General features: G+C 37.9%; 25 protein-coding genes. 15 read left to right on the top strand and 10 right to left on the bottom strand.

All coding sequences use genetic code 11. The features are described 5' to 3' along the window. Nucleotides 1-20: 20 nt before the first annotated feature. The 7 genes from C7B89_RS08990 (at nucleotide 21) to C7B89_RS08960 (ending at nucleotide 4,948) form a co-directional block, all read left to right on the top strand. Nucleotides 21-497: a prepilin-type N-terminal cleavage/methylation domain-containing protein gene (locus tag C7B89_RS08990; protein ID WP_048391344.1), complete on the top strand. Its 477-nt coding sequence runs from the start codon at nucleotides 21-23 to the stop codon at nucleotides 495-497. A 56-nt stretch (nucleotides 498-553) separates the two neighbouring features. Next, a complete protein-coding gene (locus C7B89_RS08985) occupies nucleotides 554-1,003 on the top strand; it encodes a prepilin-type N-terminal cleavage/methylation domain-containing protein (RefSeq protein ID WP_115673523.1) in 450 nt (149 codons plus the stop codon). A 115-nt stretch (nucleotides 1,004-1,118) separates the two neighbouring features. Next, nucleotides 1,119-2,093, top strand: coding sequence for a type IV pilus biogenesis protein PilM (gene pilM / locus C7B89_RS08980; protein WP_054550587.1), 975 nt, complete (start codon nucleotides 1,119-1,121; stop codon nucleotides 2,091-2,093). Then, entirely contained in the window at nucleotides 2,093-2,686 is a 594-nt protein-coding gene (locus C7B89_RS08975) for a PilN domain-containing protein (protein ID WP_115673522.1), read from the top strand. The genes pilM and C7B89_RS08975 overlap by 1 nt, the downstream gene beginning before the upstream one ends. Continuing rightward, nucleotides 2,683-3,375 carry a hypothetical protein gene (locus C7B89_RS08970; RefSeq protein ID WP_054550589.1) on the top strand — a complete coding sequence of 231 codons (693 nt, stop codon included), beginning with the start codon at nucleotides 2,683-2,685 and terminating at the stop codon, nucleotides 3,373-3,375. Before C7B89_RS08975 ends, C7B89_RS08970 begins: the two co-directional genes overlap by 4 nt. Nucleotides 3,376-3,439: 64 nt before the next feature. Further along, nucleotides 3,440-4,192: a prepilin peptidase gene (locus C7B89_RS08965; protein ID WP_115673521.1), complete on the top strand. Its 753-nt coding sequence runs from the start codon at nucleotides 3,440-3,442 to the stop codon at nucleotides 4,190-4,192. Between the two features lie 33 nt (nucleotides 4,193-4,225). Further along, entirely contained in the window at nucleotides 4,226-4,948 is a 723-nt protein-coding gene (locus C7B89_RS08960; protein ID WP_054550591.1) for a gamma-glutamyl-gamma-aminobutyrate hydrolase family protein, read from the top strand. 107 nt (nucleotides 4,949-5,055) lie between these two features. On the opposite strand, the gene lexA is transcribed toward C7B89_RS08960, so the two are convergent. Then, complete coding sequence (gene lexA, locus C7B89_RS08955; RefSeq protein ID WP_004232118.1) at nucleotides 5,056-5,673, bottom strand: transcriptional repressor LexA; 618 nt, start codon at nucleotides 5,671-5,673, stop codon at nucleotides 5,056-5,058. Nucleotides 5,674-5,839: 166 nt separating this feature from the next. Between lexA and yneA the strand changes: the two genes are divergently transcribed. Both yneA and C7B89_RS08945 read left to right on the top strand, forming a co-directional pair. Then, nucleotides 5,840-6,154, top strand: a complete 315-nt coding sequence (yneA, locus tag C7B89_RS08950; RefSeq protein ID WP_048391327.1) for a cell division suppressor protein YneA — start codon at nucleotides 5,840-5,842, stop codon at nucleotides 6,152-6,154. Then, a complete protein-coding gene (locus C7B89_RS08945) occupies nucleotides 6,151-6,816 on the top strand; it encodes a YneB family resolvase-like protein (protein ID WP_004232122.1) in 666 nt (221 codons plus the stop codon). Before yneA ends, C7B89_RS08945 begins: the two co-directional genes overlap by 4 nt. A gap of 29 nt (nucleotides 6,817-6,845) precedes the next feature. On the opposite strand, the gene def is transcribed toward C7B89_RS08945, so the two are convergent. From def to C7B89_RS08925, 4 genes are all read right to left on the bottom strand, one after another. Continuing rightward, nucleotides 6,846-7,421, bottom strand: a complete 576-nt coding sequence (gene def / locus C7B89_RS08940; protein WP_054550954.1) for a peptide deformylase — start codon at nucleotides 7,419-7,421, stop codon at nucleotides 6,846-6,848. Continuing rightward, nucleotides 7,414-7,605 (bottom strand): helix-turn-helix transcriptional regulator, encoded by a 192-nt coding sequence (locus C7B89_RS08935; RefSeq protein ID WP_103117631.1) that lies wholly within the window; start codon nucleotides 7,603-7,605, stop codon nucleotides 7,414-7,416. The genes def and C7B89_RS08935 overlap by 8 nt, the downstream gene beginning before the upstream one ends. Nucleotides 7,606-7,915: 310 nt before the next feature. After that, nucleotides 7,916-8,449 carry a DJ-1/PfpI family protein gene (locus C7B89_RS08930; RefSeq protein ID WP_115673520.1) on the bottom strand — a complete coding sequence of 178 codons (534 nt, stop codon included), beginning with the start codon at nucleotides 8,447-8,449 and terminating at the stop codon, nucleotides 7,916-7,918. Nucleotide 8,450: 1 nt separating this feature from the next. Further along, the gene (locus C7B89_RS08925) at nucleotides 8,451-8,984 is read right to left on the bottom strand and encodes a GNAT family N-acetyltransferase (RefSeq protein WP_103117633.1); all 534 of its coding nucleotides are present in this window, start codon (nucleotides 8,982-8,984) and stop codon (nucleotides 8,451-8,453) included. Nucleotides 8,985-9,171: 187 nt separating this feature from the next. Between C7B89_RS08925 and C7B89_RS08920 the strand changes: the two genes are divergently transcribed. The 3 genes from C7B89_RS08920 to C7B89_RS08910 all read left to right on the top strand — a co-directional run bounded on the left by C7B89_RS08920 (nucleotide 9,172) and on the right by C7B89_RS08910 (nucleotide 12,284). Next, nucleotides 9,172-9,405, top strand: a complete 234-nt coding sequence (locus C7B89_RS08920) for a DUF896 domain-containing protein (RefSeq protein WP_004232132.1) — start codon at nucleotides 9,172-9,174, stop codon at nucleotides 9,403-9,405. Between the two features lie 127 nt (nucleotides 9,406-9,532). Continuing rightward, nucleotides 9,533-11,527, top strand: a complete 1,995-nt coding sequence (gene tkt, locus C7B89_RS08915) for a transketolase (RefSeq protein WP_115673519.1) — start codon at nucleotides 9,533-9,535, stop codon at nucleotides 11,525-11,527. Nucleotides 11,528-11,636: 109 nt separating this feature from the next. Beyond that, nucleotides 11,637-12,284 carry an HAD family hydrolase gene (locus C7B89_RS08910; protein ID WP_066036594.1) on the top strand — a complete coding sequence of 216 codons (648 nt, stop codon included), beginning with the start codon at nucleotides 11,637-11,639 and terminating at the stop codon, nucleotides 12,282-12,284. Nucleotides 12,285-12,329: 45 nt separating this feature from the next. Here C7B89_RS08910 and C7B89_RS08905 read toward each other — a convergent pair whose 3' ends face one another. The 5 genes from C7B89_RS08905 to C7B89_RS08885 form a co-directional block, all read right to left on the bottom strand. Then, entirely contained in the window at nucleotides 12,330-12,962 is a 633-nt protein-coding gene (locus C7B89_RS08905; protein ID WP_054550596.1) for a response regulator transcription factor, read from the bottom strand. After that, a complete protein-coding gene (locus C7B89_RS08900) occupies nucleotides 12,937-13,977 on the bottom strand; it encodes a sensor histidine kinase (protein ID WP_016992954.1) in 1,041 nt (346 codons plus the stop codon). The genes C7B89_RS08905 and C7B89_RS08900 overlap by 26 nt, the downstream gene beginning before the upstream one ends. Then, nucleotides 13,974-14,657, bottom strand: a complete 684-nt coding sequence (gene liaF / locus C7B89_RS08895; RefSeq protein ID WP_004232142.1) for a cell wall-active antibiotics response protein LiaF — start codon at nucleotides 14,655-14,657, stop codon at nucleotides 13,974-13,976. Before liaF ends, C7B89_RS08900 begins: the two co-directional genes overlap by 4 nt. A 112-nt stretch (nucleotides 14,658-14,769) precedes the next feature. After that, entirely contained in the window at nucleotides 14,770-15,408 is a 639-nt protein-coding gene (locus tag C7B89_RS08890) for a PspA/IM30 family protein (protein WP_054550598.1), read from the bottom strand. 15 nt (nucleotides 15,409-15,423) lie between these two features. Then, nucleotides 15,424-15,780, bottom strand: coding sequence for a lmo0954 family membrane protein (locus C7B89_RS08885; protein ID WP_048391315.1), 357 nt, complete (start codon nucleotides 15,778-15,780; stop codon nucleotides 15,424-15,426). Nucleotides 15,781-16,118: 338 nt separating this feature from the next. Between C7B89_RS08885 and sirA the strand changes: the two genes are divergently transcribed. From sirA to C7B89_RS08870, 3 genes are all read left to right on the top strand, one after another. Then, a complete protein-coding gene (gene sirA, locus C7B89_RS08880; protein ID WP_004232148.1) occupies nucleotides 16,119-16,544 on the top strand; it encodes a sporulation inhibitor of replication protein SirA in 426 nt (141 codons plus the stop codon). Between the two features lie 99 nt (nucleotides 16,545-16,643). Next, the gene (locus C7B89_RS08875) at nucleotides 16,644-16,862 is read left to right on the top strand and encodes a YneF family protein (protein WP_004232154.1); all 219 of its coding nucleotides are present in this window, start codon (nucleotides 16,644-16,646) and stop codon (nucleotides 16,860-16,862) included. A 110-nt stretch (nucleotides 16,863-16,972) separates the two neighbouring features. Beyond that, on the top strand, nucleotides 16,973-17,476 hold the full coding sequence (locus tag C7B89_RS08870; protein ID WP_048391314.1) for an S-ribosylhomocysteine lyase: 504 nt from the start codon (nucleotides 16,973-16,975) through the stop codon (nucleotides 17,474-17,476). Nucleotides 17,477-17,519: the final 43 nt, after the last annotated feature.

The following is a 17,519-nucleotide window of genomic DNA, read 5'->3' as shown; positions in this document are numbered from 1 at the left end:
TATTAAAGGAGAGACTGGACATGGAAATTAGGGTAAAGAACGAAAAGGGCTTGACATTAGTCGAGTTATTGGCAGTCATTGTTATTCTAGCTATCGTTGCTGCCATTGCAATTCCAGCTATAAGTAATGTCATTGATAATTCACGTTATAAGGCATTAAAAGCAGATGCCATTAATGTTATTCATGCCGCGCAGTTTTATTTTATGGAGCATCCAACCGCTGATCAATGGCAAATCGTCGAAGTGGAAAAATTAGTATCTGGCGGTTATTTAGACAGTGCTGGCAAAATATTAGAGGCAGATAAAGAAGGTCAGAGTGCCAATGTCCAATTTATCGAGGGCACCTACTACTTCAATGCGCATGCGATTTATTACAGCAATGGAAAATATATAAATTTTGATAATGCCACCTTACAGCATATTGCAGACGATATTCGTAAAGGCAGCAAGGGAACCGGTGGCAAATGTATTGGGCGAGATTGTGCAGCTTCGCCATAATGTTCAGAAGCGCGTGTACACACACTTCATATAAAACTATTAAGGAGGATTTCAAAATGTTAAAAAAGTGGAAAAATAAAAAACTATTGAAAAATGAGAAAGGTTTAACATTAGTTGAACTATTAGCTGTAATTGTTATTCTAGCAATTATTGCAGCAATCGCTGTACCTGCAATTGGTAATATTATTAATAAGTCGAAGGACCGTGCAATTTTAGCAGAAGCATCAAATATTCTTTCAGGAGCAAAGATTGCTTATATTGATGGGGCTTGTAAAGATGGTAAATGTGATGCAAAAGCATTAGCACCATTTGTAGACGGAATTGATTTGAAAGATTCAGCAGCTGAATATGACGGTAAGGATTGGAAAATAACTTATGATAGATTCGGAGAACTTAAAACAAGTGAGTTCCAAATCAAGGGGACACAAATAACGGAAAAAGAACTAAATAAATTATTAACAAAAGCTGAAGTAAAGCCTACAGAAGAAAATAAACCTGAAGAGTAATAATCAGTCCTCCCAACCCACTCAGAAGCGCAAGAAAATTTGCGTTTCTGGCTGGGAAATGGATGACTAATTGAAAAAATCATTTATACTGAGTAGGATAAGGAGGTCTTTTCACATGTTTAAGAGAAAAAGAAAGTCGCATGTTTCGATTGAACTGAAGGATTATGTGCTACGTGCGATTGTGGCGAAAGGACCAGAGCCTAATCAGTGGCAGGGCTATGAATACCCTTTAGCAGCTGGAATCGTTGAAAATGGAACTATTATCGATGAGGTAGCTCTTTTTGAGGTAATTAAAGAGCAAGTAATGAAATGGACAGGGAAAAAACAGGCTGTTCGTATGTTTGTCCCTGATACGACGGTTCTATTAAAAAACTTTGAGCACCCTAAAGATGTAAAGCCTCAGGAATTAAGAGGATATGCTGAAATGGAATTGGGACATTCTATTCATTTACCATTTCAAGACCCTTTAATTGATGTGTATGATGCAGATGCCGAGGACGGCAAGGCTATCTTATTTGCTGCACCTTCTGAAGAGATTACGAAACTGGTTGGGATGCTGTTAGATGTTTCATTAGAACCCGAAGCTGCCGATATTCGTGCGCTTTGTAATATACGTTTATTAGAGCACATGTCCTTATTAATGCCTAATAAAACATATTTAATTGCAGAATGGTCGATTAATGAACTCTCCATCAGTATTTTTTCCAATGGCCAAGTGGAGTTTTTGCGCTATCAAACTATTGAAGTAGATATGACGCAATGGCAGGGGAAGAAAGAGAATGAGTCTAGCTATCAATTTATCTATAATGGCGAATCAGAGAATTATCAAATGGTCGTAATGGATCAGGTTTTGGAGATTGATCGGATGATGAATTTCTTTAAGTTTTCTTTACATAAAGGTGAAAAAACAGTGGATGAAATTATCATGCTTGGCGATAACCCACTATTGAAATCAATTGGGAACTTACTCGCTTCTAATTTAGAACCACCACTAAGGGTTGTCGATGGGAAAAAAATTGAGAAATCGTTTCCGCGCTTTAAGCGAGAATTTTCAACGTTGCTTGGCTTAGCTTTGAAGGAGGTTCGTTAATGGTTCCAGATATAAACCTCTTACCACAACTTGAAAAAAGAACAACCTCTCCCAAGCTTTTTTATAGCTTGGTGATTGTCATTGTGGGACTTATTGTAGCTTATTTACTTTTTTTATTTTTTACATCCAATAGTGAATTGTCACGATTGACTGCAGAGGAACAGGCATTAACAACACAGCTTGATCAATTGCAGCAAGAGCTAGACGCACGACAAAATGTCGATCAGGGTTCGTTGGAAAAGTCAGTAACTTTTATTCAAAGCGTTTCTTATCCTGTAACACCGTTAATTGATGAAACAAAAACTTTATTACCAACTCATTCCTATTTACGTAGCTATGTTTTCGGAGAGAACTCGGTGAATATTGAAGTGGATTTTGAAACGATGACAGATATATCGAAATATGTGGAGCGACTTTTAATGAGTAGCTATTTTACAGATGCTCAAATTAACACTGTCTCAAACTTTGAAATAGAGCTAGGTGAACAAAGGGTGTTAACACCCCAACAAAAATTTAAAGAAGTACCGCGATATTCAGTGTCCATTACAGCGACAATCGATTTTATGTATTTAGCTGGAGGACGACGCTCATGAATAAATTAACGAGTAGTAAAAATTCGTCTATGATCTTGTTACTGGCGCTGATAGCTGCTATTTTATTTGCGCTGTATTATTATTTGCTTTCACCAAAATTGGATGAAGTGAATGAAAAAGAGAGTAATGTATTGCAGGTGCAGCAAGAATTAGCTAGTGTCAAAGAACAACTAGCACAATTAGACAAAGAGCAGGGACAGCCTACTATCAATATATTAGCCTTAAGACAAAAGCTACCTGTAACAAGAGCCGTTGAAAAGATTATTCTTGATTTAGCTGAGATTGAAGAGGTGACAGGAACTCGTGTACTGTCTTTAACTGTTCAAGGTGAGGACGGCACTGTGACACCTTCAGATGAATCGAATGATCTTAATATGTTGGAGCAGGCTGAAGCAGAGGTCAATGGTGATCAGGAGAACAAGGAGACTACTACACCGATTGCATCTCTTTCGAAGGACTCTTTACCAACTAATTTAAAGCTTGTTACTTTTATATTAGAGGTGGGTGCGCTTGATTTTAATTCTCTTGAAAGCTTTTTACAGGAGGTTGAACAATTAGAGCGTATCATGAAAACCGATAAGATTGAATTTAAATTGCCTGGAGAGCAGGCACAGCTTGAGAAAGATGCAGATCTTACGTTAAAGGCAACAGTGCAAGTGACGACGTTCTATTACGAAGAACAACAATAACTTTATTGATAGGCGCACCATACTTCATTTGTATGGGCGCCTATTGGTTTAGGAGGACATAAAATTGGAAATGGCTTATACGATCTTTATTTTTTTATTTGGACTTGTCTTTGGCTCTTTTTATAATGTAGTTGGCTTACGTGTACCACAGAAGGAGTCGATTGTACATCCTCCTTCACATTGTCCAAAATGTCAGAGACGACTGACGGCGCTTGATTTAGTACCAGTTTTGTCTTATGTATTGTTAGGAGGAAAATGTCGGGGTTGTGGCAATAAAATTTCTTGGGTTTACCCAGTCATAGAATTAATGACAGGTGTATTATTTGCCTTTGCTTATTGGCAGCTAGGCTGGGGCATAGAATTGATAGTAGCACTCTTTTTTATCTCTTTATTAATTATTATCGTTGTATCAGATTTAGCCTATATGCTAATTCCAGATAAGGTGTTAGTATTCTTTTTACCTTTGCTAGCTATTGGACGAGTGCTGTCACCATTAACACCGTGGTGGGACTCTCTTGTGGGTGCTGTGGTTGGTTTTGGCATATTATATATCATTGCTGTGCTATCAAACGGTGGCATGGGTGGAGGCGATATTAAATTATTCTTTTTAATTGGTCTCGTTCTGGGTACGATTGATACACTGTTAACGCTATTTTTAGCTGCAGTTATTGGTATGATTGTCGGGATTACCATGTTATCGAAAAACAAACAGGGGAGAAAAACACCCATTCCGTTTGGGCCATCTATTGCATTGGCCGCAGTTATTGTTTATTTCTATGGCGATGTATTAATTCATTGGTATCTAGGCTTTTGGTAATTGTGCAATTTTCAAGAATGTGGAGGGAAGCAAGTGAAACCGATTATTGGTATTACAGCCTTTGTAGAGGATGATTTATCCTCTCGATTAAATGTTGCTTACAGCAAAAGTATCATTGAAGCAGGTGGAATTCCACTGATTATTCCAATTGGAGTAGAAGAAGAGGCAGCCCAGATTTTAGCCCTTACAGACGGTTTATTATTATCTGGTGGTCATGATGTGCATCCATTTCTATTCGGGGCTGAGCCTTCATTAAAGCTTGGAAAAATTCATCCAGCGCGAGATACGATTGAGTTAGCATTGATTGAAGCCGCATTCCAACGTAAGATGCCTATTTTCGGGATCTGTCGAGGAATTCAAATACTAAATGTTGCATTAGGTGGTACCTTATATCAGGATATTGATAGTGATCACTTTAGTACCAAGTTACTCCAACATATGCAGCAATCAGGTCGAACTGTAGCTACCCATACTGTACAGGTTATTGCTGACAATCTATTAGCGACTATCGTTGAACAAGAGAAAATAGCAGTGAATTCATTTCATCATCAAGCGGTGAATGTTTTAGCAGAAAAATTAAAAGTAGCGGCAAAATCTAACGACGGTATTATCGAAGCGGTAGTTCATGAGGAGATGCCATTTTGCTTAGCTGTTCAGTGGCATCCTGAGGAACTAGCCATAGCAGGAGATGAGAGTGCTCAAAAGCTATTTTCAGCCTTTATTGAAGCGAGCATAAAATTTAAGAAGGAAGCTTAGAAGAGGCATTGTACAAAGAATCCAATCGTATGTGGATTCTTTTTTTGCGTAAAAAAGAGGATACATGCTCTTAGAAGGAACATAATCCTCAAAATCTGCTTTAATCGTTAATGTACACGTCTATAAAGACCTACAACTTGTCCTAAAATAGAAACTTGATCGACAATAATTGGTTCCATAGAAGAATTTTCAGGCTGTAAACGGAAATGGTTTTTCTCTTTAAAGAAACGTTTTACAGTTGCTTCATCCTCAGCTGTCATAGCTACAACAATATCCCCATTATTAGCTGTTGCCTTTTGTTTTACAATGACTAAATCTCCATCTAAAATCCCAGCTTCAATCATTGATTCCCCCATGATTTCTAGCATGAACAATTGATCTTCACTTGTGCCATACGTATCGGGTAATGGGAAGTATTCTTCAATATTTTCAATTGCTGTAATTGGAGAACCAGCTGTAACCTTCCCGACAAGTGGGACATGGATCACCTGTTGTTTTTGAATGGATTCTTCAGGCTCTAAAATTTCAATTGCACGTGGCTTTGTTGGATCTCGACGAATAAAGCCTTTTTGTTCTAATCGAGCTAAATGTCCATGAACAGTTGAACTGGAAGCAAGTCCAACTGCTTCACCAATTTCACGTACTGATGGCGGATATCCTTTAGCTCGTACCTCTTCCTTAATGAAAGCTAAAATGTCCTCTTGTCTTTTCGAAACTTTTTTCATGAGTGCTCACCTCTTTTTTCTAAAATCATTCTTCTTATTTGATAGTATAACAGAATGCGAACATGTATGCAAACATAGGTTCGAAAAGTGTTTGACAAAAACGTTTGTTCGCTTTATTATGGGAACATACATTCCGAACAAACATTCTTAAAAAGGGGTAATGATTATGACATGGTTTAAGAAAAACACACATATCTCAATCTTAATAGGAGCTTGTTTATTATTTGCAGCATACCTTTACATTACTGATCCAGGAAAAGTTAGTTACGCAGAAATTCAAATCGAACATGGGGATAGCTTGTGGTCGTTAGCCGAGCAATATCGTGGTAAGATGAGTACTGATGATTGGATAAAGCTTGTAAAAACTGAAAATGAACTAGCAGATATTAAAATTGTAGCGGGAAAATCTCTAGTTATTCCTGTAGTGAGTGATCAAGCCAGTCCCATCAATACTATCGAAATTGCGAGAAATGAACAATGATAAATAATCAACTATCGGCTGTTGTCTATTGTCGCGTAAGTACTGAAAAAGAAACACAAAGCTCCTCATTAGAGCGCCAGCAGGAAGAGTTGCTGCGCTATGCTAAAGAGCAAGGCTATGCGGTGAAGGGCGTGTTTAAAGATCAACATAGTGGCTATGATGTAGAACGTGAAGGCTTGCTAGAAATGCTTGATTTTATAAAAGATAAGAACATTAATGCTCTTTTTGTCCAAGATGAAACTCGTTTAGGACGAGGCAATGCAAGGATGGCTGTATTACATTTATTACAAAAGTCAGCAACTGATGTTTTTTCTATGCGTGATGCAGGCCCAGTCCAATTAAATGAAATGGATACGATGCTGCTTGAGATTTTAGCGATTGTAGAGGAATATCAACGTAGAATCCATAATGCTAAAATTCGACGAGGTATGCGACGTGCTGTAGAAAACGGTTATCGTCCAGAAAATAATTTATCGAATCGAGGTAATCCGCAGGGGCAGGAGCGAAAAGATCTACCTGTAGAGGAAATTGTGAAGCTACGCAAACGTGGATTTACCTTTGAAGAAATTTCTATAACGCTTAGAGGGTTAGGCTTTGAGGTAAGTAAGGCGACAGTACATCGTCGTTTCCAAGAGCACCAAGAAAGATTAGCAGGAAAATAATATTCCTGCTAATTTTTTTTTGTAAAAAACTACTGAAGGGAAGAAAAGCTTTCGATGATAACATGATTTGGCAGTTGGAAAGGGTACTCTTTATTTATTCGGTCATAAAACATGATGCCATTTAAATGATCGATTTCATGCTGTACAACGATGGCCCCGTAGCCCTGTAACTGTACAATGATTTCATGTCCATCGATGTCGTAAGCTTTGACTTTAATTCTCTCATATCTCGGTACAAAACCAGGGACAGGTCGATTTACAGATAGACAGCCTTCTCCCTCCGGTAGATAAATCATATTAAGGGAATGACTCATTATTTTAGGGTTAATCAGCATCATTTCTTGGTCATCAAAGAGTACAGCAAACATTCGTTTATCTACGCCAATTTGATTAGCAGAGAGTCCACTTCCAGGGCGAAGCTTATATTTTTTTGCTAGCGTTTGATTTTGGCTATTTTTCAGATATTGCAGCATGGCTAGGAGGGTATTTCGGTCCTCATTTGTCACTGGTATCGACACTTCTTGAGTTTGTTTTCTTAAAATTGCCGAGTGTTCTTTCACAAAATCCTTCATTGTAATCATATAATCTGGGTGAAATTTAGTCATAGATAAACACCTCATCAATACGGCTATTAAGAACCTTAGCAATCTTAAAAGCTAATTCAAGGGTCGGATCATATTTATCATTTTCAATATTATTAATCGTCTGTCTCACAACTCCACATTCTTTTGCAAGTGACGCTTGTGTTATGCCTAATTTTCTTCCTAAAATTTTGATGATGTTCTTCAGAATTATCCCTCCATTTTGTCCAAAGTATTAGACATTTATATCCATCCCCCTAAGAATACAGATATTAGACTATTTGATTCCTATGCTAGTATGAAAAAAGTAAAGACACTTTTGCAGAAGGATTGATTGGAGTGGAGCCAGCGTCACTCCTAGGGGATTTAGCGTCACAGATGAGACCCTAGAAAGGACGCTGGCGGAACGGAAATCACCCCACAGCCTTGTTAAAAGTTCTCATTCTACTAATGACATCATCTTTTTTCAACAACATGAAATGCCCGATTAATTGGACATTTAGGTTTTAAATCATCACTTAATACCAATTTTCATCAAAATTTAGCTTTAACGCATGCCCGAAACAAATACCGAAAGGAATAAAACCTCTTCCTCTTGCTGTAATGATATTTCCATCTTGTACCACTAGTTCATCTGAATAGTTATGAAGTTCAAAGCACCCTAACTGCTCCATGCCATCTAAAGGTAGTCCTACTGTATATTTTTTGTTCTTTAAGACCCCTGCTTTTGCTAATAGGTAAGGGGAGCTAGAAATACTTGCAATTATTCCTCCTTTTGCAGATAGAAGACGAATGAAGTCTAGTAAGCTCTCTTCAAGTTGTAATGTAGAAATATCCATATAGCCTGGTAATAGTAGACTATCAATATCGTCAAGCTCTACCTCATTCACGGATAAATCAGCTATACAATTTAAACCAGATTCTCCTCTGATAGGTTTGGTATTCGATCCAAGTGTGATGATGGGTTTACCGCCTTGCATTAATATGGACAAAGCAACACTCAATTCATATTCACTAAATTGTGGGTATAATAACACCGCAGTTTTCTTCATTTCATACACCTCTTACCTTTAGATTGTTCCATTCTTCCTCTAAAATAGCGTAATAGTATTCATCCCACCAAGTCTCTCCATGAGGAATGCATTTTTTGAAAAATCCTTCTTGGCGCATTCCTATTTTTTCCATTACTCGGTAAGAAGCGATATTTTCTGGCTGGCATGTGGCAATAATTCGATGAAGTTTCATTTTATTAAAGCCGTGATCTAATAGGGCCTGAGCAGCTTCAGAAGCATAGCCATGATTATGATAGGCAGGATTCATAACCCATCCAATTTCATACGTATGGTCGCCAAAGTATTTGTGGAAAACAAGATGACCAATGACTCGCTGTTGTTCACGTAAAACAATGGCGAAATGTTTTGCTTGCTCGTTGCTATTCTCTGTTACGAAATTTTGAACCTGATCTTCATTCAACACACCCTCTGGCATATAGTGCATGACCGTTTTGTCGGACATATAGCTATAAACAGCCTGCCAATCTTGGGCTTCAAATGTTCGAATAAGTAGTCTAGGTGTTGTGATGTTCATGATAGCTCCTCCTATTATCTATCAAATTTTTCCTTTTATTATTAGTTATACACCTCTAACTTCTGGAAGTCATGTAAATAATGGCTAAGAAGTGTTTTTAAGGGTTGGTATAACTGCATTTTAAGGGAAACCATGCTATACTTTGCATACTGAGGTCATTAAGCTAGGTACTGAAAGGTGTGTAACCATGTTATCAAAGGAAAAAATTAACCGAATTAATGAATTATCTGCTAAAGCGAAAAGCGGACAATTAACAGAGGAAGAAGCAAAGGAGCGCACAGCGCTTCGCAAGGAGTATTTAGATACGTTTAGAGCAACGATGCGAGATACGATTGAAAACGTTAAAGTGGTCGATGCAGAAGGAAATGATGTAACTCCTGAGAAGGTAAAACAAGCACAAAAAAATAAATTTCTAAATTAATGTGACACAATTCAATAAAGTATGTATGAAAACGCAAATAGTATAACAAAAAGCATTGTTTTCTAAAGCAATGTTGACTAAACTGTAAAAGAACAATATATAGGACGAGAAAGGATGTCACAATATAATGACTCAACACGCGGATCTTTTAGCAATTAATGCTATCCGAACTTTGTCAATCGATGCTATTGAAAAAGCAAATTCTGGTCACCCAGGTTTACCAATGGGAGCAGCGCCAATGGCTTATACGCTTTGGACAAAACAATTACGCCATAATCCAGCAAATCCAAAATGGTTTAACCGTGATCGTTTTGTACTATCAGCAGGTCATGGCTCAATGCTTTTATACAGCTTACTTCACCTTGGAGGCTATGGTTTACCAATGGAAGAAATTCAAAACTTCCGCCAATGGGATTCATTAACACCAGGACATCCTGAATATGGTCATACAGTAGGGGTAGAGGCAACAACTGGTCCTCTTGGGCAAGGAATCGCTATGACTGTTGGTATGGCAATGGCTGAGCGCCATTTAGCGGCTACTTACAATAAACCAGGTCATGACATTGTTGACCACTACACATTTGCGTTATGTGGCGATGGTGACTTAATGGAAGGCGTAGCAGCAGAGGCGATTTCATTAGCTGGTCACTTAAAACTTGAAAAATTAATCGTGCTTTACGATTCTAATGATATTTCTTTAGATGGTGACTTAGAAAAGTCATTTTCAGAAAACGTTCAAAAACGCTTTGAATCTTATGGTTGGAATTATTTAAAAGTGGCAGATGGTACAGATGTAGATGCTATTAATGCAGCCATTGAAGAAGCCAAAAAATCTACTGGCAAGCCAACATTAATTGAAGTGAAAACAGTGATTGGTTTTGGTTCTCCAAATAAATCTGGTAAAGCAGATTCTCACGGTGCACCACTTGGTACAGATGAAGTTGTCTTAACGAAAGCTGCCTATGAGTGGGCACATGAACCATTCCAAATTCCTGCAGAAGTTTACGATACATTTAATGCGGCTGCTGAAGTACAAGGCGCACAACCAGAGGAAGCTTGGAATGCAAAATTTGCTGCATACAAAGAAGAATTCCCAGCGTTAGCAGCTCAATTCGAGAAAGCGATGAATGGTGAATTACCAGAAGACTTTGCTTCTGAGTTACCTGTATATGAAGCTGGTAAATCTGTAGCAACTCGTTCTTCTTCAGGCGATGCAATTAATGCTATTGCGAAGAAAACACCTTCATTCTTTGGTGGTTCAGCTGACCTTGCTGGCTCCAATAAAACAACGATGAAGGGTACAGGAGATTTCTCAGCAGACGACTATGCTGGACGTAACATCTGGTTCGGTGTTCGTGAATTTGCAATGGGTGCTGCTATGAACGGAATGGCTCTTCACGGTGGTTTAAATGTATTCGGTGGTACATTCTTCGTATTCTCTGATTACGTTCGTCCTGCAATTCGTCTATCTGCATTAATGGGTCTTCCTGTAACATATGTATTCACACATGATTCGATTGCAGTAGGGGAAGATGGTCCAACACATGAACCAATCGAACACCTTGCATCATTACGTGCAATGCCAAACCTATCTGTTATTCGCCCTGCGGATGCAAATGAATCAGCAGTTGCGTGGGAGCTTGCAGTAGCAGCAGAAAAAACACCAACTGTTCTTGTATTATCTCGTCAAAACTTACCTGTTCTTGACGCTTCTATTGAAACAGTACGTGAGGGCGTAGCAAAGGGTGCTTACACAGTGTCTCCAGCTGCAAAAGAAGTGGCAGATGCTATTTTAATTGCAACAGGCTCTGAGGTTTCGCTTGCTGTCGAAGCACAAAAAGCATTAAAAGCAGACGGTATAGATGTAGCAGTTGTTTCTATGCCATCTATGGATCGCTTCGAAAAACAAGACGCAGCTTACAAAGAATCTGTTCTACCAAAAGCTGTTACAAAACGTCTTGCAATTGAAATGGGGGCATCATTCGGTTGGCATAAATATACTGGCTTTGAAGGCGATGTTCTAGCAATTGATAAGTTCGGTGCATCTGCTCCGGGTGAATTAGTAATGGAAAAATACGGCTTCACTGTTGAAAACGTAGTAGCAAAAGTGAAAGCACTATAATTTACAACAAATACCACAATACTCAGCGATTTAAACATCAACTGAGTGTTGTGGTACTTTTTTTAGCAGCAAACACAGTATGTGAAAACTCCATAAAAAGGGTGAGCGAATGAAGAACTATAAAGTTGTGTTATTTGACCTAGATGGAACATTATCTGATCCCAAAATAGGAATCACTAAATCAGTGCAACATGCTTTACAGAAGGCGGGCGTCATGGTGAATGATTTGGATGAACTGGAACCATTCATTGGACCACCATTACAAGTATCTTTTCAAGAAATCTATGGATTCAATGATACACAAATAACGCAAGCAATTAGAGATTACCGAGAACGATTTACGGAAAGGGGAATGTTTGAAAATAAACTATATGAAGATATTCCAGCTTTGTTAGCTCATTTAAAGCAACAAGGATATATACTAACTATTGCCACCTCAAAACCAACTGTCTTTGCGGAACAAATCATAAAGTATTTTCAGCTAGAGTCCTATTTCGATCTTGTCGTAGGAAGTCACTTAGATGGTTCACGTTCTGCCAAAGGTGAGATTATTGCAGAGGTACTTCAACAACTTGATTCCTATCCAAAAGAGCAATTTATTATGATTGGGGATCGAAAATATGATTTGATAGGGGCTCGTGAAAATCAAATCGATGCCATCGGTGTGACATATGGTTTTGGGTCGCTAGAAGAATTAAAAAATGAAGAGCCTACATATATTGCGGACCATGTAAATGATCTCCTAAAATACCTCTAAAAACACGAAAAACTGCATGTCAGCATGCAGTTTTTTTATGTAGGATTATTTAGCAAGTCCGTTTTGGAAGGCGTAGACGACGGCTTGAGTACGGTCTTGAACTTCTAGCTTTGCTAAAATATTACTAACATGTGTTTTTACCGTTTTCAAGGCAATATATAGCTCATCAGCGATTTCCTGATTGGCTTTACCCTGGGCCATTAGCAATAATACTTCCATTTCACGTTCAGTCAATTGTTCGTATAGTGGCGTACTATTGCCGTGGCGCATGCGGTGCATCATTTTGGAAGTGACCTCTGGCTCTAATACCGTTTCGCCACCCATCGTTTTTCGAATAGCATCTGCAATTTGTTTGGCATTAGATGTTTTTAAAATATAGCTTACCGCGCCAGCCTCTAAGGCAGGATATACTTTATCATCATCTAAAAAACTAGTCACCATCATGATTTTGGCCTCAGGCCATGCTGCTAATATTTCCACTGTTGCCTCTGCTCCTGTCATAACAGGCATCACATTATCCATTAAAATAATATCAGGCCTTAGCGATAGGGCACGTTCCACAGCCTCTTTACCGTTCTCAGCCTCACCTACAACCGTAATATCCGGCTGTGCTGAAAGGTAGGCTGACACACCAATCCGTACCATTTCATGATCATCCACTATGAGCACTTGTATCATCGACATTGACCTCCTCTTTTTGTAAAGGAATTTTAACCTCTACAATTGTTCCTTCACCAGGCACTGATACAATTTTATAGGTGCAGCCAATTTCAACTGCTCGTTCAGCTATATTTTGTAAACCATATGATGTGGATTTATCTTCCTCCACATCAAAGCCTAAACCATTATCTTGAATTCGTAAAATAGCTAAGTCGTCTCGTGCCACAAGAAGTAATTCCACCTCACTTGCTTTGGCATGACGCAGCGTATTGGAGAGTGCCTCTTGTGCAATACGAAATAAATGATCTTCCTCTGCTTTAGTTAAGGCCATTTCTTCTAATTCATATTCTATATGGAAATAAACTTTTTGCTGAAGTTCAATAATCAATTCCTCTAAGCCTTGTGCCAATGTTTTATTGTGTAAAGCAACAGGCCGTAAGTGTAGCAGTAATGCACGCATTTCTAGCTGTGCCTGCTGAACGATTTTCTCCACCTGTTTTAAGCTAGTAGCATGTTCGTCATTTTCAGTTAATGCAGATAGTAACATAGAGGCAGCAAATAGTTGTTGTGACACAGAATCATGGAGTTCTCTAGCTAGTCGTTGGCGTTCAGCAATAATACGCTCCTGAATAATTTTATCATTGGCCTCAGCCCGTTCATTGGACAAACGCTGTAAACTTTTACGTTGCGTATCAATTAATTCACTCGTTTGGACAAGTGCTTTTTTTAACGATTTCGGAAGAGCTTGTTTTTTAGGAAAAACAAAATCAGGCTCGATCAGTTGTTTCACTATTCGTGTTGCCTGCGCTTCTCGTGCCCTTGCAGTCATACTGATCCAGCTAGCAAACAGGAAGCTAAGTATAAACAGGCTAACTATGATGATGCCACCTAGAGGGATATTATCGTAATTCTGCTGCCATAAGGGCTCCCATGTTTTTTCATCAGGATTGCCCCATAGTGCAACAAGAAGACCGAAAACAGCACTCATTAAAATAAAAAATAATGTAAATAATCTTGAGATAAATGCTATCATTTTCGTAGCACCTCCAAATCTCCAAGCCAGGTTGCGACATGAATAATCAGTACACGTTTAGCATCCTCAGGGTTGCCGTCTGAGAAAGTAATACTTTCATTTACTATACGTTGCGGCCCTACGTGTAAGCAGGAGAGCTCACCAAATAACGTCGTATACTGTAAACGGAATGGAATTTCATAAGGAACATAGATTTGAACTTTACCGATACCTTGTCGAATTGTAATAAGACTAGTGCCAGCTGGTAAAATCGTTTGCGTTGTATCAATGGTAATATCTCCTGCAAGGCGCTGAATTTGTACATCTTGCCATTTATAAGCTTCTATAGGCGCTGGCATTGTGCCAATTAGGTCATTTTTAATTGCAGGAAGCTTTTCAAATAGCTCTGCACCAACTACTTTTGGCTCGTTTTCTCTTTGCAAGTATTGATAGAGCATATATAAGAGCATGATGACGATAAATAAACGTAAGCTCCACATCGTGAACAAAGCAATAGCAATAAAGAAAATTCCTGTCCATTTAAAAAATCGAACTTTTTTGGAAAAACTTAAATAAAGAAGTACAGCCCCAATCAATAAACAGAAGGCACCACCATTATTAAATATAGTTAGCTCCACAAAGACGAGTAAAAAGAAGCAAAGAACCCAAAATGTGAGCTTATTTGTTGTGAAATTTTGCATGAGGGTCACCCTTCCTTCTACTAATAGTATAAGAGAGGGAATGGGACCCTCTATTCTTAAACGTGAAAGAATGCGCCTTTTAATGTTGGCGCATTGCTTTCATTATACCATGTTATTTACTTTCAATTAGCAGTGGTGAGCTTTCTTCTACTGCTTTTTTTTCTAATTCTGCCAGTCTTGCCTCAAAAGTTGTAAGCTCATGGTCTTTATCGATTTGATAAGCTAATTTATCGATATATGCTTCTAAATCTTCAAAGTTTGTTTTATTATTTTTGGCAATCATTCCATCCATTTGATGATGGGCACGAGTTACATTTTCTTTCCCCATCAGCTGTAATTGACGCACTTTCATATCTTTAATTTTATGCTTCATTGTTTCAAATTTACGCTCGAGCTCGAAGTATTCACGAGTACTTGCTTCAATGCTAGCTTGTAATGTAAGGTTACGAGCTGAATAAGCTGTTACTTCATCCGTAGCGAAATCAATTAAGTCTTGCTCTCCGCTAGATTTTGCTAATGCTAATTGAGATTCACGTTTCGCTAGTAAATCAGCGTTTTCTTTATATTCTTGTTCTAGCTTTTCTTTTAATTGCCCTTGTCGCTCTAATAATTTGCCTGTTTGTTCTGTTTGTTTTTCTGCTTCACGAATGTATTGATTTAACATCGCAATCGGATTTTTTTGTTCCTTCTTATCAAATAATTGGTGTAAGTCTGCCTCTACTGTATATCTAAAACGTTGAAATAAGTTCATTTAAAATCGCTCCTTTTATTTTGTTAAATTTGACCATTCTTTTTCAAAGTTTGTAAACGGATCTTCTTCTTTTTTTCCTTCAATTGTAGGGATTTTTACATCTTCGCCATTCCATTTTTTATAGATAACATAGATAATGGCGATTGCAGCAAGACCTACCATTGCTGGAATGTTAGACACTGCTGATAGGACACCGATTAGACCAACTGTAAACCAGAAAATTTTACCGAAAGATGACTTACTAGCAATGTAGAAGTGCATGCCCAGTGCTACAAATAATCCAGAGAATAATAACCCCGCCAGTGGTCCAATTAACGCTAGTGCAACACATGCTGCAATGACGCCTCCAGTTAATAAAAGAAATTTTTTCATTTGTTTTAGCTCCTTTCGTTTGTACCTTTATGTTACCTATTTACAAGATTGTCTAAAACGGACTCGAAATTGATTTTGAACTAGGTCTTGAGGCTGAGATCCATCTAAGCAGCCAAAATAGAAGGTTTTTATCTGTGTTTAATAAGACTTTTTCTTGTTTTTGGAAAAATATTAATTATTTTTGGTTGAAAATACCATTTGCCATAAAGTCATTTATAGACCCGAAACTAGAATTTTTTCGACAAAAATAGAAGAGAGATCCCTCCTTCGTTTGACAAATAAACAAGATTGAATGAGCTATACTTATGAAAAAGAAACTGAGCGAAGGAGGATTTCTGGTGAGAACCTATTCTATATATAAGATAAAAGAAGAGCATTTAACGTTTATTTTTGGCAGAGAGCGTAAGTTATTAGAGATGATGCAAGGTTGTGAAGATGCCAATGAGAAATCCTTAAAAGAGCTTGCATATATATGTGAATCCGTTCGTTTTGAGGAGATTGCAGCCATGTTAGAGCATCAACTTGATTCCAAATATGCACACCTAGAAAGAGCTCGTAATGCTTTGTTTTTAGAACATCCAATCAAAGGTAAAATGGCTATTTATTTAGTAGATCGTAAAATTTGTGTTTACTGTGAAGGTTCGCGAATGCTAGATTTAGATTTATTTCAAATGCTTGCTAAAATGAGTGAACGTTTTATTGCTTTTAATAAACAGGATAATGAGTGTGGGTGGTTAAAGCCGATGAAGTATACAATGCACTAGGAAAATTCACTACAATATATAGTAACACGCTATTATTTGGTGTATAATGGAGCGTGGAGAGTTTTTTCTCGGTATATTGTAGTGGAGGAGGTTGGTTGTATGCCTACATGGGGCTGGATTATTATCGTAATTATCGCATTAGCAGCGGGCGCAGCACTTGGTTTCTATTTCGCTCGTCAAGCTATGATGAAATATTTGAAAGAAAACCCACCTATTAATGAGCAAATGATTCGTATGATGATGGCGCAAATGGGTCGTACGCCGTCTGAAAAGCAAGTACGTCAAATGATGGCGCAAATGAATAAATTCCAGAAGTAATTTGGAATGTTCCGAGCAACTAGTTCAAGCTTAACTAGTTGTTTTTTTATTTTTAATAGTATTTAAATAATTCTTAAAAATCATACAACTCTATCGGGAAACTATGTATAATGGAGTTACTATACGGAAGGGAGTTGTGTATATTGCAAAAAGAAAAAACAAATGTAGAAAGTTTTGATCTAGATCATACAAAAGTGAAGGCACCTTATGTTCGTTTAGCAGGTGTGAAAACTGGCAAAAATGGCGATGAAGTATATAAATACGATATTCGCTTTAAACAGCCAAATAAGGAGCATATGGAAATGCCTGCATTACATTCTTTAGAGCATTTATCTGCTGACATTATCCGTAATTACTCAGATCATATTGTTGATTTCAGTCCAATGGGTTGTCAAACAGGCTTCTATGTGTCCTTGATCAATCATAATGATTATGAGGATTTATTAGCTATTTTAGAGAACACATTTACAGATGTGACAAAGGCAACCGCAGTGCCTGCCTGCAATGAAGTGCAATGTGGCTGGGCTGCTAGCCATAGTTTAGAAGGGGCCCAAGCATTAGCAAAAGAGTTTTTAGCGAAACGTGATGAATGGCATATTATTTTTGAAGATTAAATAAAATAAAAACCTTGCGAGTAAAATGACGCAAGGTTTTTCA

The sequence above is a fragment of the Lysinibacillus capsici genome, from assembly GCF_003367505.1.
Taxonomy (GTDB): Bacteria; Bacillota; Bacilli; order Bacillales_A; family Planococcaceae; genus Lysinibacillus; species Lysinibacillus capsici.
Note: the sequence above shows the minus strand (reverse complement) of the source record. Positions and strands in the feature narration are given on the sequence as shown.